This window comes from Shewanella hafniensis (assembly GCF_019655335.1).
Lineage (GTDB): Bacteria > Pseudomonadota > Gammaproteobacteria > Enterobacterales > Shewanellaceae > Shewanella > Shewanella hafniensis.
The window spans coordinates 1-14,423 of record NZ_BPFD01000059.1 but is presented as its reverse complement, the minus strand read 5'-3'; the positions used below and the strand labels follow the sequence as shown (position 1 = coordinate 14,423).

Genomic DNA, 14,423 nt, shown 5'->3' with positions numbered 1-14,423 from the left:
CATAGGCCGCACATACCTTGGCCTTAAGACCCAGAACAAGGAATCAGCATGTTCAATACCCCATTTCGTGTGATTAGCCTCGCCATTGCAGGGGCTAGCATAGTGAGTCTCCATGCGCAGGCCGCGCAAAACCTCTCCTCCATGATGGTCGAAATTCGTCAGCAAGACGGAATTCCCAGCTATTACAATCTCGCCACTGGCATGCCATTAAATGGCGATATCGCCATAGTCCGCGATAACCAAGGATATACCTTAGGGCAATTTTCCCAGGGGATACCTAATGGTAAATGGCAAGTATTTCATACCAATAACAGCAAGCTTATCGAAGGAAACTATCAGCAGGGTTATCAAGATGGCACTTGGCGACTGTTCGATTTAAGTGGTGCAGTCACAGAGGAGCAGCAATTTACCAAAGGCGTGCCCACGGGCGAATGGAAGGAATACAACAGCAGCGGCCAACTCACCCAAACAACACACTATAAAGACGGTAAAAAAGAGCAGGTAAAACGCTTCTATGCCAGTGGCAAACTGCAAGCCCAAGAAAGCTACCTCGACAACCTGCGCCACGGTAAATGGGAAAGTTACTATGAAAACGGCACCTTATCCCAAAGCCAAAGCTATGCAAACAACCAACTCTCCGGCCCCTATTTAGAACAAAATCCCGACGGGCAAGTTTCTGTGACAGGTCGCTTCGATGCCGAAGGCCGCCGCCAAGGATTGTGGGAAACCTTCTTCGACGACGGGACTAAATCGAGTGCCAGTCAGTTCAATCTTAATCAGCTCGATGGTGAAGAACGGACGTTTTACCCCAATGGCGAACTCGCTAGCCTCTGCCAATATAAGGCAGGGCAACGCCAAGGCAAGTGTCAGCAATTTAACGATGCGGGTAAATTACTAGTTGAAGAACAGTATGTTAACGACGCTTTAGATGGACAGCAGCAATATTTTAATGCCGAAGGAAACCTCACCAGCGATCTCAACTATAAGCAGAACCAACTTGCCGGTACGCAAAAGTATTTCTACGACAATGGCCAACTTAAGGAACTGCGCAGTTATCAAGACTCAACGCTAGCTGAAAATGGCCAATATCCGCTTCATGGACCATCGGAGCGTTATGATGCCGAAGGTAATTTACTCGAAAAAAGCCACTACGACATGGGCATTCGAGATGGACTATTTGAGCGCTATAGCGCAGGCAAACTGCAATCTTCTGAGCAATGGCAACAGGGGCAGCGACACGGTGAATCACGCCGTTACCATAGCAACGGTCAACTGCGCAGCTTAGATGAATATGTCGAAGGTAAACTGACGGGTAAATCAGAGTCCTACTTTGAGGATGGCACTGTTAATGAGCGGGGCAAACGCATTAACGGTCAATGGGTTGGTCAATATGAATCCTTTTATGACAATGGCAAACCTCGCGAACTCGCCCATTATGCCTCAAAGAAAAAGGAGGATGCCAGCCGTTATCCGCTCGATGGCCATTTTGCCCGCTGGTATGCCAATGGCGACCCTAATGAGGAAGGCGAATATCAAAACGGCAACAAACAAGGCTTATGGATCCAGTACCGCGAAGGCCTAAAACAACGGGAGCAAACCTTCGACGATGGCAAACTCAATGGTGACTATATTGAGTATTACCACGGACGTCGCCGTGCTGCTGGGCAATATCTCGACAATCAAAAAACGGGTCTGTGGATTGATTATCGCTACGAAGAAAAAGACCCTACCTATGGCGCAATTCCAGAAGGGAATATCCAACAAAAAAGCCATTGGCAGGAAAACAAGCGTCACGGCGTTAGGGAGTTTTACAGCTTTAAGCAAGTGGTTTACCGCTCCGAAACCTATGATAAAAATGATAAAACAGGCCCGTATGCCGAATATTATCCCAATAATGGCCAACTAAAACTCAGCGGCACTATGGATAAAGGCAATCAAACTGGGCTATGGGAAAGCTGGTTTGAGGATGGGATACAAGCGGCCAGCACTGAATTTTTAGACGGGCAAAACCATGGTCAATCGAAGGAGTACTACAGTAACGGCCAACTCAAACTAGAGGCAACATATGCCAAAGGCTCGTTCGATGGTCAGGTTAAACAATATCACCAGAACGGTAAGCCACAACTCGTTGAAACTTGGGTTAAAGGCCAAAAAGAAGGCGATGCCAGCTATTATCACAATAATGGTAAGTTAGCCGAGCAAGGCACGTATCTGAGGGATCGTAAGGAAGGTCTATGGCAAAGCTTTTGGCCTAATGGCGAAAAACGCACCGAAGGCAGTTACATCAGTGACCGAGAGTCAGGTGATTGGAATCACTATGATCAACTCGGCAAACTGATTAAAACCGAGCACCACGGCTAACCTAGAAATGGGGTTTAGGATTAAAAAGCGATCTAGCTCAAATAATTATCCTTAACCCCAAATCTAAAAGAAGTTTCATGCAAACAGTGTCGCTACCTTAGGCGCACCGCAGGCATTAGGTGGCTTTATCGTGGCCTGTTTGATCTTGTCACCCGAAGCGGTGGGCGGATTTAAGGCGGCGTTAAACAATCAATTACAGCGGGCGATGAATCTGTACTTCGGCTCAGTGCTCGCCACGATTGCCCTTACCGTTCCCGCAGTCTTAATTATTGGCAGCCTGATAGATCAAGAAGTGCATTTAGGCTTGTCACCCGCCGACATGGTGCTGTTAATCACCAGTTTAATGGTCTGCAAGGTCAGCTTCAGCAGCGGTCGCACCAATGCCCTACACGGCGCGACGCATATAGTGTTATTTATCGTTTACTTATTCCTAATGTTTGAACACGCCTAAATCTTCAAAAATCCAAAGCCGAGCGCGACTTATTTGCGTCTCGGCTTACGCTTTTTAACTGGGCTATGGCCCTCAATCTTCCGAGTCCCCTGAGCACCTAGAGCATAGCGCAGCGAAAGGTAACCCAAGCCTAACCCACTCAGCAATCCGCCAACATGGGCAGCATTGTCCACTCCACCCAATAATCCGGCGACCAGACTTATGGTCACAAAAAATGCCAAATTAATATTCAATATCCAGTTGATATCCTCAGGGAAAATCTTTTTCCAAGCCCAAATCACGAGTATACCTAATAGCCCCATAATGGCGCCCGATGCACCGACACTCACAGTGGCATCATACCAACAGATACTGGCAATACTGGCCAATATCCCTGTGATCAAATACGCCAAAAATAGTCGCCACTTACCGAGTACGGGTTCAAGAAAGCTACCGACAAAAAACAAGCCGTAAAGATTCAGCGCTAAGTGGGCTAAACCGCCATGGATAAAGGTACTCGTAATTAAGCGCCACCACTCACCAGCAAGCACTTTAGGTCGAAAGTTAGCTCCCCATTCAAGCAGGAAACTCCCCTGTAGACTAATAACATGTTGGCTTGACCATGCCATAAAGATAAACACTAATACATTGAGATACATCAGAATTGGAGTTGCAATAAAACCCGGCTTGGGCCGTATCATTTCAAAAAAATCATTAAGCTCGGCGATTGTGCCCGCATGGTTCAAACGCTTTGTAACTGTTTCAGCCTTAAGCACCTCTTCATCCAGTTTCACCCGCAGCAAGAGCACAAACCAGACTAACGCACCTGCAACAAACCAAATCAGCATCCAAGCGAGTTTATGGCCATTACGGGCTTCAAATGGCTCAAACTTCGGCATAAAAATCGTTGGGTATTCTGCTTGATAAAGCGGACTTTTCTCTGCTGCGCTAAGTAAGTCTCTCTGCAGCGACGAAGGGGCTAATCGTTCAAGGTAAACAAACGTTTGCGGGTCAAACTGATCAAGCTCACGTTGGGATTGAGTCAAAAATGCCTTGTATGCTTGTTCCTTTTCATCGGGTTCGAGTCTATTACTGATCTCCTGCTGATAAGTTTTACCATACCAAGCTAAGACAGAAGTTCGGCGACGATCGGCGCCACTCGCAAAAATCGGCATCGCAATATAGAGCGTCATATTCAAGTGACTGTTACCTTTTCCAGTCACCTCAATCTTTCGCTGCACACCAATTTGCGCCTTATCAATATAAGCTTGCTGTAACTGGTAATACTGTGTCTTTTTATGCAGATACAATTCTTGGATCGATGCTAATTGGGTTAACTGACCCGTTGCTGTTTTAAGATACTCCTGCGCAATAATGCAAGGCACAGCCACGAGCTGCACGGCGAAAAGTAGATAGAAAAAGCGCGAATTATCCTTAACAAACTTCAGCAGTTTTAGCCTTGGCCTCAGAAAAATAACCAACAAGATCCATGACAGTATCAGCGGTAATCCCAAATTGACCAGATCTTCATCTAAGCTAAAAAACTCAAATTTAATCAACAACAGCCAATGGATTAAGCTGTAGCCAGAAATAAATAACAGGCTCATGAATAAGAAGGGAAAATAGATCAATTGAAGTTTTTTTAGCAAAACAGCCACGCGTATTTCTTCCTTGAGTACATCAATCACTATGGTAATAATACCACGGGGAATTTACCAAAAATCATCAAGGACTTACAGTATTAAAAAAGCCAAAGGCCAGATGGATTGCTCATCTGGCCTTTGGTTTTTTAGTCTTTATAAAGCCGTTAAGGCAAGAGATATGCTCCTGCTCGACTTCTAGGTCAAAGTCTAGGTCTCACTCAACTTAGCTAATTGTTGCTGGCTACGCTGTTTCTTATATTGCTTAGCTTCGGCAGGGATCGGGGTGACTTTGCCTGTCTCTAACCAGTTACGTAAACGGTTTGCATCGGCAATATGGGTATATTTACCGTAAGCATCGAGCACCACAAAGGCCACTTGGCGTTTTGCCATTTCAGTACGCATCACAAGGCAGTGCCCTGCTGCATTCGTAAAGCCTGTTTTGGTTAGATGAATATCCCAGTTATCTTTATAAACCAAACGATTGGTATTACGAAAATCTAAACTGTATCTTGGGTTGGCAAAGGTAACCGTCTTCTTCTCGGTCGAACTCAGCTGGCCTAGCATAGGATACTTTTCACTGGCCTTAAGTAATACAATCAGATCACTGGCACTCGAAACGTTTTTATAGGATAAACCTGTAGGTTCAACATAGCGGGTATTTTTCATTCCCAGTGCTTTAGCTTTGGCATTCATCGCCTTAATAAAGGCTTTATGCCCACCGGGATAATGATGGGCAAGGCTCGCTGCTGCGCGGTTTTCTGATGACATTAAAGTCAGCAATAACATGTCTTTACGGCTAATTTCACTGCCGATACGCACTCTAGAATATACGCCGCGCATTTCTTTGGTGTCGTTAATATTAACCGTTAATTTTTCGTCCATCGCCAGCTTTGCATCTAAGGTCACCATGGCCGTCATCAGCTTAGTCACTGAGGCAATGGGCACCACGGCATTAGGGTTACTCGAATATAAAACTTCATTGGTTTTAAGGTCGACCACCATAGCGCTACTCGATGCCACTTCTTGCTGTTTTGCAGGTGCTTTTTTAGCGGGTGCATTTTTGTTGGCATGTTTAGTAGTGACAGAGGCCGAATCGGCTGAATGCGCTGTCGCGGCAACAGTGAGACTGCTGCATACAAGGATAAAACTACTGAGCAGAAAACGGATCTTCATTTAGATTTCACTGAATAGATAAGGGATCGATTGTGCTATGGCACAAGGTTTGGCTAAGTATAGGAGTTCTACCGTGAAAGAAATAGAATGCAATTAGACTTTTATCTGCAAGATCAGCAGTTTCTCCTCGATTTTTCTTATGTAAAACCAGCTTAACCTGTCACTAATCTTGAATAATCAAGCGGCTAGATCCAGTCTTTTGACTTACTACAGCAACTACGTCTTTAAAAGAGAGTTTTGGCAGTAGAATCATTGGCAATAAAAATAATGAACGACTTTTTACACTTTTAACAAAAGCGGCTGCAGTTCAGGGATTTTAAGGATTGGAAGATGTGATTTATGGCGTATAAACGCATTAACATACGCCATAAATACCGAGATTGAGCCGTTATAGGCTAACGTAAAACAAATTCGAGCAATGCTTCAGTATCTTGGCTCTCTTGAATTAATTGACCCGTCAGCACAAACCCGTGTTTTAAGAGGACTCGCTGGGAGGCTAGATTATGCTTAGCCACTTCGGCAAAGAGTGGCCTCGCACTCACTAAAGGCAAAAATTGCGCTAAGGTTTGGGTCGCGATGCCTTTGCCCCAGTAATCACGGTCAATCCAATATCCTATCAGCGCCTGCCCGTCACTGTGCCAATGGCCTATGTTGCCCACAAACTTGCCATCGAAATCGATAGCCCTCGCTAGCACATTGACTTGCCCAAGAATATTCCCATGCCAATGCTTAAAAAACGCTTCCCGATCCCTTGGTGGAAACTGTGCAAGCTGGTTAGCAATGGGATCGCTTTGATGGGCAAAAATCACCTCAAGATCAGTTTCATCAACCGGACGTAGACTCACGCTTTGTTGTGTTTTTAACGGTTTATCTCGCTCGTTAGACATCTGTAATCATCCTGAATACTTTGTATTTCAACTGGGTACAGCATGCCATATTTAGGACGGGTCACAAGTAAAAAAAAGGGCGCATAACTGAGAAGGTGTTAGCGCCCGAAGAGGCAAACTTGCCAAAACTGAGGTGTGTCAATTCAAGCCATAAAACTCACACGATAGCGTTCAAAGCCTAGATAAAGATCAAGGCAAACACGGGTGCGCCTAACACCATAGCGATACCAATAAAAATCATAGTTAAACTGGCGATAACGCCCTCTTGCTGGCCGATTTCAGTGGCTTTTGCCGCGCCGGCACCGTGGGCCGATGCGCCCAGTGCCACACCTTTACCTAACGAAGTACGAATCCGCATAAATTTGAATAACGGCTCACACACCAGCATGCCAATCACGCCTGTGATTAACACCATCATGGCCGTCAACTCAGGCACGCCGCCAAAGGCACTAGTGGCCTCCATCGCGAAGGGCGTCGACACCGAACGCACCAGCAAACTCTTAGACAATTCCACCGGCAGAGGCACAAATTTCACCAGCAGCCAAGAAGACAGCATCCCCAGAAATAATCCCGCCGTTACACCTAACCCTATCGTCAGCGGATATTGGCGGATCAAGTTACGCTCACGATAAATCGGTAAAGCGAAGGCGATAGTTGCTGGCGCTAACATAGCCATTAACCAATGGGTGTATTCAAAATAGGTTGGCAATGGGATCTTAAGGTTAAACACCAATAAGGTAATCACTATCGGCGCTAACACTATGGGCGCTAACCACCAGACTCTGTGGTACTTATAGAGACGCTTAGCACCGAAGTAACAAAATACCGTCAGCAATAAACTAAATAGGGCTAATCCGGTCTGCGACAACACAAAATCCACCACTCTTGAGTCAGTCATAACTAAGCTGCCTTAGCGTGGCGACGGGCCTGCTTTTTGATGTTCAGTTGGCGCTCAAAACGAAACACTCTGTCGACCACAAAGCCAGTACCAAACATCACACACACACTGCCCATCACTAAAGTGAACAATATATTGGTGCCGTATTGCTCAAACAAACCTTCGTACTTAATGACCGAAATCACAGGCGGGATGAAAAACAGCAATAACTCACCAATCAACCAAGCGGCGCCCAGTTGTACGGCATTTTCGGGAATGAGCTTAAAACCTAATAAAAATAAGAGTATGCCTAAGCCAATCACACTCCCAGGAATAGGCGAATGTGCCCAAGTGGCGAACCAGTGACAAGCGAAGGACAGTAAACAGAAGAGGCCGATTTGGGTTAATAACAAAGCCCAATGTCGACACTGACGTATTGCGGCTTGTGAGAATGACATGATTTTCTCGGTTAGAACAAAGTTTTCTATGGGGCTATTCTAGGCTTGCTTATTTGATAAAAAAAATGAATATTAAGAATGTAATACATGAATTTTAAGAATACATATGAAGGTGAAGCCCAATGGACCTCAAAGTTATTCGCTATTTTATCGAAATCGTCGATGCCGGAGGCTTTGGTAAAGCCAGCGATAAAGTCCACCTCACCCAACCTGCGTTATCAAAAGCCGTGCGCCAATTAGAACAAGAGCTCGATCTCACCTTACTTGAGCGGGGTAAACGCGGCACCCAAGTCAAACTCACTCCCGCGGGCGAAGTCGTTTATCGACACGGTAAAGACCTGCTCGCAGGGCGGCAACGCATGCTCGCCGAACTCACGGCGCAGCGCAGCTTAACTGCGGGCGAACTCAATCTGGGATTAGCGCCGCTCGGCAGCGCCGAGATTTTTGCCCCCATTATTGCTAAGTATCGCCAGCAATATCCGCAAATTGACATGCACTTGCTCGTCCGTGGCGGTGTAGAACAAACTTCGGCGATCCAAAAGGGTGAGATTGAACTGGCCACAGGGATTATCGATTTTGATGACGGCTATGATGGCATTCGGGTTTTTAACGATCCTATGGTAGTGGTGCTTCCCAAGGAAAATCCGTTATCCACCCGACAGATATTGTCGTTTAGCGATCTCAGTGCCGACCCTCAGGTGATGTTCGAAACTGAATACACTCTCTACCAATTAGTGCTCAATGCCTGCCGACACGCCGGATTTGTCCCGAAAAACATTACCCGCGTTAGCCAAGCCGATTTCGGTATTGCCTTAGTCGCCGCGGGCACTGGGGTGATGGTATTGCCGCGCTCCATCGCGCGGCGCTACAGCGTGCCCGGCGTCGTAAATATCCCGCTGGCGAGTGACGAGCTGCGCTGGGAGTTATCGCTCTTTTGGCGCAAGGACCAAGTCTTATCCTTCGCGGCCGAGGCCATGATTGCTTTAGTCGAGAAACACTTAACTCATAAGTGACACTCTGTTACCAAGGGATCACTAAGCTTAAACGCACTAGCGTATCGCTATCCCATGGCAAAATAGGCAAATACTCAGCCGAGTTAATATCGACTTTGGCATAGTGGTCTAAATTGTATTGCGTGTGCTCGGCGCTCAACACGAGCATGCTGTTAGGCCGCCAAAAATCGGTTTGGTAACTCAGCTCAAAGCGATATTGATTCTCTAACCATTTGCCCTCGTCCTGCCATGTCTGCGCGGCCACTTGCATATGTAGCTTAGGCGTCACATTAGCCCCGACACTTCCCATAAAGGTATAAGCAAAGGTACCGTTGCCAAAATCGCCACGATCGTAACCTCGGGTTCTAGGCACATCGTCATCGATTTCGAGATAGTAATAACCCGCTCCCGCCTTCAACTGGGCCTGTAATTCTTGTCCATCAAAGTTAGCCATCAACCCAGGAAATACCTTAGCTTGTTTCTCCACCGAGCTAACGGTATTACGCTTTCCCTGTAAATCGAACTGCCAACCCAATGAAAATTCTGGATTAATGCGATACAACTCACCACTCGCAGCATAGGTGGACTTAAACCACACAGGGATATGGTCAGGGTCGAGTTTATCGACATCTACGTCTATATAGGCATCCAGCGCCGCCGTCAGCAAAATATCGCTTTGGGTTTTATGTTCTAACAATAGACTCGCATTCACCCCTAAGGTGTGAGAATCCTCGACCACAAAATCATGGCTGCCTAAGCTGTAATGCCACTGAGTTTGCTCTTCGGCCTGCAGTGCACTCGATAAGCACAGGGCTAAACACACTAATGCTGAGTTGAGATAGTTCACTTTTGACTCCTGAAATATCGTTTCTAGCTTGATAATCAAATAAGCCAGAGGATTAAACTGCATAAAATAGGAATAACGCCAACTAAGGTTGCCGTTAAAGAGCGGCTAAACTAGCCAATTTAATCAAAGAATAATAGGCGATAGTTCAAATTATGGCACTCTCATTGAGAAGCCGCTAATAAACACCACAGAAGTACAGATAGCCAAAAACCTAACAGTAACAATAGTTATAGACCAAAGCACAATAATTCAACCCAGAGAAAACAACTTACACACAAATTTGTACAGGAAAACAGCGCCCCTCAATCTTGCGACTGAAAACCGTAAAATAGAAATGAATTTTTAATCAAATTAACAGCATAATTATTGACACTTAATGCTCATCTGCCTATAGTCGCCACACTGATAGTGAAATCGAACAAGAGAGTCTTAAATGAAAAAATCCATGTTATTAGGCGGCTTGACCTTAACTGCCACCTTGTTGTTAGCTGGATGCGGAAAAAGCGATGACGTGTTAGTCGTTGGCACTAATGCCGCCTTCCCTCCTTTTGAATATGTTGGCGGACAAAGTGGCGATGAAATCAAAGGCTTTGATATCGATCTAGCCAAGCAAATCGCTAAAGATGCGGGCAAGACGCTCAAAGTCGAAAACATGAAATTCGATTCACTGATCGTCGCACTCAACTCAGGCAAGATTGATTTTATCGCCTCAGGCATGACGATTACCGCTGAACGTCAAGCAAACGTAAACTTCTCTGACCCTTACTACGAAGCGACTCAAGTTGTACTAGTTAACAAAGATAACGATAGCATTCATACGCTTGAAGATATTAGAGGCAAACACTTTGCGGTGCAGTTAGGCACAACCGCTGACATCATGTCGAAAAAATATACCCAAAATATCACCGCCTTTAATACGGGTTTCGAAGCCATTATGGAGCTTAAAAATGCCAAGGTGGATTTAGTATTATTCGACAGCGAACCTGCCGCTAACTATCTGGCTAAAAATCCTGAATTAAAGATGATTAAGCTGGATTTTCCTGCTGAGTTTTATGGCTTCGCCGTATCAAAAGAACAGCCTGAACTGCTGGCGAGCATCAATAAAACACTGGCTAACATGAAAGCCGACGGCCAATATCAGACGCTCGTTTCTGCCCATATAAAGTGATATCAGCATGATAGACGCAATTAATAACTCGCTGTTTAGCCCAATTGGCGAAGACGGCATGATAGGTATACTGCTGATATTAAATGGTTTGAAGGTGACGTTAATCGTCACTTTCTTCGCCATGTTATTAGGCGCAGTGTTAGGCATTGGCACCACTTTTATGAAGATGTCGTCTAAGTGGTATATCCGCTTTCCCGCCAATCTTTATGTCGGTGTTATCCGTGGCACGCCAGTGGTTGTGCAATTAGTGATCCTTTACTTCATCGTGCTTTCAGCCTTAGATGTCGATAAAATCACCGCCGCCATTATCGCCTTTGGTCTCAATAGCGGCGCGTATATTTCTGAGATAATCCGCGCAGGCATTCAAGCCGTTGATAAAGGGCAAACCGAAGCGGCACGTTCGCTCGGTTTATCCCAAGCCATGACCATGAAGTCGATTATTTTGCCCCAAGCAGTCAAGAATATTCTGCCTGCTCTTGGTAATGAATTTATTGTGCTCCTCAAGGAAACCGCCGTTATTGGCTTTATCGGTGGCGTCGACCTGATGCGCGCCGGTGAAATCATCCGTAGCCGTACCTTCGAGGACAGTGTGCCCTTATTTACCTGCGCCCTTATTTACCTATTCCTGACCTACAGCTTCACGTTTGTGCTGTCGAAATTTGAAAAGAGGTTGAAACAAAGTGATTAAAATAACCAACCTGCATAAAAACTTCGGCGATAACCAAGTGCTCAAGGGTATTAGCGAGTATATTCGTCAGGGTGAAGTGGTGAGTGTGATTGGCCCAAGCGGCAGCGGCAAGAGTACCTTTTTGCGTTGTATCAATCTGTTAGAGCAGCCAAGCCAAGGCGATATCGAAATTGAGGGTCAATTGATCACAGCGCCAAACGCCTGCGTCGATAAACTGCGGCAAAAAGTGGGCATGGTGTTTCAAAACTTTAACCTGTTCCCACATAAAACTGTCATCCAAAACATCACGTTAGCGCCCATTAGTCTAAAACTGATGACGCCAGCTCAGGCCGAGACCAAAGCCCTCGACCTACTGGCACAGGTTGGCTTGAGTGACAAAGCCAATGCCTACCCCGCCAGTTTATCGGGCGGCCAAAAGCAAAGAGTCGCCATTGCCCGTGCATTAGCGATGGAACCAGACTTGATGCTGTTCGATGAGCCAACATCGGCACTCGATCCTGAAATGGTCGGCGATGTGCTAGACGTGATGAAAGACTTAGCGCTAAAGGGCATGACAATGGTGATTGTCACCCACGAAATGGGTTTCGCACGGGATGTATCCGATCGCGTGATCTTTATGGACGGCGGTTATGTAGTCGAATCTAGTCCGCCAGATGAGCTATATAGCCACCCGAAAGAAGCCCGTACCCAAGCGTTTTTAAGCAAGGTACTGCGCTAACCTAGAAAGGCTGATTTGATTCAGTTGAATTTAGTGTATTGAGTTGAGCTGACTCAGTTGAATTGAGTAAGTTGAATTTAATTCAGTTAGAACAATCACGCTCACTGCCGTTACCTTGATAAGTAAGTGCAGTGAGCGAAGGATTCAAATTTAGCTCCCTGAATGAGAGTTTATGGTAAAGACTAAATTGAATGGGTAAGAATACAATTTTCTGTAACAACACCTTTTTGACCAATAATTTTAATTAGCATGAGTCTGGTAAGAAAACTAGCTTACGTTGTTTTATGCTGAATTGAAGAATTATAAAAAATTATGACCCCTAATAACTGGATAAAATACTAGTTATTGGAGATAGACATAGATTTCCATCCAGTTAAATCACTCACAATACGACTTGTGGAGCGTATAATTCTATCGTCATATCTGGAATTTTTGAACTCTCAGGCAAATGCTTAGACCACTCTTCGATGAGCTTCGGTGTGATTTTTTCAATTCTAATGTATATGGTATTACTATCATTAAAGCCGCCAGGACTAGGTTTTATATCATAACCTTGTTTCACAATACCTAACAAACCAAAATTTTTATACTCTAACCACATTACGGGTCCACCACTCATTCCACTTAAGTTATTGACTCCATTATGTTCTGATATTTCGTCATATAGAAATAACTCTCCGCCACTTGTAGTTCTTATTGTTGCTATGCATCTTACAAACTTAGAAGTAAATTGATACATAAAACCATATTTTTGCAGCAAGCGTTGCTCTTCAGAAAAGCCTGATGCAATACCAATCTCTGGTATTTTTTTCTTTTCGGTGAGTATTATTGGTTTTCGACCTAGTTTTTTGATATATGACTCATCGACCCTTGTAATAGCTAAATCTATTTCTCCATTTTCAGGCTGAGGCACAGCATAAAAGCGATAGTTACAATGATGTCGGGTATTAAGGATAGGCGTATAAAAACCAGTCATGTCCTGTTCTGGTAATTGCCCATCCCCGCCAAGGCCCTGATATCTTTGTTTAGCAACTTCTTCTCTTTTTTCTAAAGATTCAACAACATGCTTACATGTTATAGCAAAACACTGACCTTTATACCTAATAAATGTAAGAGTTCCACTTCTCTGAGAGTTTTGATTAAAGTCGCCTTCAATTATTAAATCTTCAGGCCTAACATTCAATCCTCCAGAATACGTAGAGCAAATAAATATTGGTGCACAATATACATCAGTTAATATATCAGATGCATCTTCAGATGTATTACTGAATGATGGTAATTTACTCTTCATTTAATTCCCCTTTGCCCAGAATTCAGATAATAACTGCGACACTCTAATCGAGGTGTAGAAGAAGCCAACTGCTGAAAAGTGTCAAAAATCTGGCCATCCATTTTAGATCAACAACATAATGCACTTTTGGTTTGTCTACAACTTGTACGAGCTAAAATTGCTTAAATGAGAGTCATCAAAAGTTGAAGGGCTAAAGCTAAGGCATAAAAATGAGCTAACTCATTAAAAAATGGTGCATTTAAGACATACTAACCCACCCAATAAAACAAATGGGCAGTGATTGGTTTGGTTAAGCAGTATTACAGTTAGTTGCTGTGAAAGTGCTGACAGCTTGTGGCAAAGTGCCGTCGTCGCTTTTCTAGATGTTCGCAGTAATCAGTGAGTGCTTGCAGCGTACCCACCGGACCATGAAATAGCTTGCCAAACTCAGTAGTGAGCTTGAGCCAATTGTCATGTGGGATATTTAATCTTGCCAGTTAAAAATCTGGCCCCCCATTTTAGATCAACAACATAATGCACTTTTGGTTTGTCTACAACTTGTACGAGCTAAAATTGCTAAAATGGGTGTCATCAAAAGTTGAAGGGCTAAAGCTAAGGCATAAAAATGAGCTAACTCATTAAAAATAGTGTATTTAAGACATGCTAACCCACCCTATAAAACAACTGGGCAGTGATTGGTTTGGTTAAGCAGTATTACAGTTAGTTGCTGTGAAAGTGCTGACAGCTTGCCGCAAAGTGCCGTCGTCGCTTTTCTAGATGTTCGCAGTAATCAGTGAGTGCTTGCAGCGTACCCACCGGACCATGAAATAGCTTGCCAAACTCAGTAGTGAGCTTGAGCCAATTGTCATGTGGGATATTTAATCTTGCCAGTAACTTAGCGCTATTTATAC

12 protein-coding genes and 3 pseudogenes are annotated in these 14,423 nt (G+C 44.6%); 6 read left to right on the top strand and 9 right to left on the bottom strand.

Going from position 1 to position 14,423, the window contains the following annotated elements; genetic code table 11:
- Positions 1 to 48: 48 nt before the first annotated feature.
- Positions 49 to 2,361, top strand: coding sequence for a toxin-antitoxin system YwqK family antitoxin (locus K5Q99_RS15825; RefSeq protein WP_220777397.1), 2,313 nt, complete (start codon positions 49 to 51; stop codon positions 2,359 to 2,361).
- Positions 2,362 to 2,446: 85 nt separating this feature from the next.
- Positions 2,447 to 2,812 (top strand): annotated as a pseudogene (locus tag K5Q99_RS15820) (calcium:cation antiporter family protein); the annotation flags it as partial.
- 29 nt (positions 2,813 to 2,841) lie between these two features.
- On the opposite strand, the gene K5Q99_RS15815 reads toward K5Q99_RS15820, so the two are convergent.
- From K5Q99_RS15815 to K5Q99_RS15795, 5 genes are all read right to left on the bottom strand, one after another.
- Entirely contained in the window at positions 2,842 to 4,449 is a 1,608-nt protein-coding gene (locus K5Q99_RS15815) for a rhomboid family intramembrane serine protease (protein WP_220777396.1), read from the bottom strand.
- A gap of 192 nt (positions 4,450 to 4,641) precedes the next feature.
- On the bottom strand, positions 4,642 to 5,607 hold the full coding sequence (gene pbpG / locus K5Q99_RS15810) for a D-alanyl-D-alanine endopeptidase (protein WP_106649624.1): 966 nt from the start codon (positions 5,605 to 5,607) through the stop codon (positions 4,642 to 4,644).
- A 395-nt stretch (positions 5,608 to 6,002) separates the two neighbouring features.
- Positions 6,003 to 6,494 (bottom strand): GNAT family N-acetyltransferase, encoded by a 492-nt coding sequence (locus K5Q99_RS15805; RefSeq protein ID WP_106649623.1) that lies wholly within the window; start codon positions 6,492 to 6,494, stop codon positions 6,003 to 6,005.
- 178 nt (positions 6,495 to 6,672) lie between these two features.
- On the bottom strand, positions 6,673 to 7,392 hold the full coding sequence (locus K5Q99_RS15800) for an LrgB family protein (RefSeq protein WP_220592146.1): 720 nt from the start codon (positions 7,390 to 7,392) through the stop codon (positions 6,673 to 6,675).
- 2 nt (positions 7,393 to 7,394) lie between these two features.
- Positions 7,395 to 7,829, bottom strand: a complete 435-nt coding sequence (locus K5Q99_RS15795; protein ID WP_220777395.1) for a CidA/LrgA family protein — start codon at positions 7,827 to 7,829, stop codon at positions 7,395 to 7,397.
- 122 nt (positions 7,830 to 7,951) lie between these two features.
- On the opposite strand from K5Q99_RS15795, the gene K5Q99_RS15790 reads away from it, so the two are divergent.
- Entirely contained in the window at positions 7,952 to 8,842 is an 891-nt protein-coding gene (locus K5Q99_RS15790) for a LysR family transcriptional regulator (RefSeq protein ID WP_220777394.1), read from the top strand.
- Between the two features lie 7 nt (positions 8,843 to 8,849).
- Here the strand turns inward: K5Q99_RS15790 and K5Q99_RS15785 are convergent, their stop codons facing one another.
- The gene (locus K5Q99_RS15785) at positions 8,850 to 9,668 is read right to left on the bottom strand and encodes a hypothetical protein (RefSeq protein ID WP_246604510.1); all 819 of its coding nucleotides are present in this window, start codon (positions 9,666 to 9,668) and stop codon (positions 8,850 to 8,852) included.
- A gap of 433 nt (positions 9,669 to 10,101) precedes the next feature.
- Here K5Q99_RS15785 and K5Q99_RS15780 point away from each other — a divergent pair, with 433 nt between their 5' ends.
- From K5Q99_RS15780 to K5Q99_RS15770, 3 genes are read left to right on the top strand one after another with little or no spacing between them, the layout of a single operon-like run.
- Positions 10,102 to 10,836 carry a basic amino acid ABC transporter substrate-binding protein gene (locus tag K5Q99_RS15780; RefSeq protein ID WP_220777392.1) on the top strand — a complete coding sequence of 245 codons (735 nt, stop codon included), beginning with the start codon at positions 10,102 to 10,104 and terminating at the stop codon, positions 10,834 to 10,836.
- A 7-nt stretch (positions 10,837 to 10,843) separates the two neighbouring features.
- Positions 10,844 to 11,524, top strand: a complete 681-nt coding sequence (locus K5Q99_RS15775; RefSeq protein ID WP_106649619.1) for an amino acid ABC transporter permease — start codon at positions 10,844 to 10,846, stop codon at positions 11,522 to 11,524.
- Positions 11,517 to 12,242, top strand: a complete 726-nt coding sequence (locus K5Q99_RS15770) for an amino acid ABC transporter ATP-binding protein (protein WP_220777391.1) — start codon at positions 11,517 to 11,519, stop codon at positions 12,240 to 12,242. Before K5Q99_RS15775 ends, K5Q99_RS15770 begins: the two co-directional genes overlap by 8 nt.
- A gap of 382 nt (positions 12,243 to 12,624) precedes the next feature.
- Here the strand turns inward: K5Q99_RS15770 and K5Q99_RS15765 are convergent, their stop codons facing one another.
- From K5Q99_RS15765 to K5Q99_RS15755, 3 genes and pseudogenes are all read right to left on the bottom strand, one after another.
- The gene (locus K5Q99_RS15765) at positions 12,625 to 13,533 is read right to left on the bottom strand and encodes a hypothetical protein (RefSeq protein WP_220777390.1); all 909 of its coding nucleotides are present in this window, start codon (positions 13,531 to 13,533) and stop codon (positions 12,625 to 12,627) included.
- Between the two features lie 305 nt (positions 13,534 to 13,838).
- Positions 13,839 to 14,009 (bottom strand): annotated as a pseudogene (locus K5Q99_RS15760) (transposase); the annotation flags it as partial.
- Positions 14,010 to 14,232: 223 nt separating this feature from the next.
- Positions 14,233 to 14,423 (bottom strand): annotated as a pseudogene (locus tag K5Q99_RS15755) (transposase); the annotation flags it as partial.

Excerpts from the sequence above, each read along its gene's own strand:
- K5Q99_RS15825 (WP_220777397.1), top strand. The coding sequence starts at position 49 with ATGTTCAATACCCCATTTCGTGTGATTAGCCTCGCCATTGCAGGGGCT.
- pbpG (WP_106649624.1), bottom strand. The coding sequence starts at position 5,607 with ATGAAGATCCGTTTTCTGCTCAGTAGTTTTATCCTTGTATGCAGCAGT.
- K5Q99_RS15805 (WP_106649623.1), bottom strand. The coding sequence starts at position 6,494 with ATGTCTAACGAGCGAGATAAACCGTTAAAAACACAACAAAGCGTGAGT.
- K5Q99_RS15800 (WP_220592146.1), bottom strand. The coding sequence starts at position 7,392 with ATGACTGACTCAAGAGTGGTGGATTTTGTGTTGTCGCAGACCGGATTA.
- K5Q99_RS15795 (WP_220777395.1), bottom strand. The coding sequence starts at position 7,829 with ATGTCATTCTCACAAGCCGCAATACGTCAGTGTCGACATTGGGCTTTG.
- K5Q99_RS15790 (WP_220777394.1), top strand. The coding sequence starts at position 7,952 with ATGGACCTCAAAGTTATTCGCTATTTTATCGAAATCGTCGATGCCGGA.
- K5Q99_RS15780 (WP_220777392.1), top strand. The coding sequence starts at position 10,102 with ATGAAAAAATCCATGTTATTAGGCGGCTTGACCTTAACTGCCACCTTG.
- K5Q99_RS15775 (WP_106649619.1), top strand. The coding sequence starts at position 10,844 with ATGATAGACGCAATTAATAACTCGCTGTTTAGCCCAATTGGCGAAGAC.
- K5Q99_RS15765 (WP_220777390.1), bottom strand. The coding sequence starts at position 13,533 with ATGAAGAGTAAATTACCATCATTCAGTAATACATCTGAAGATGCATCT.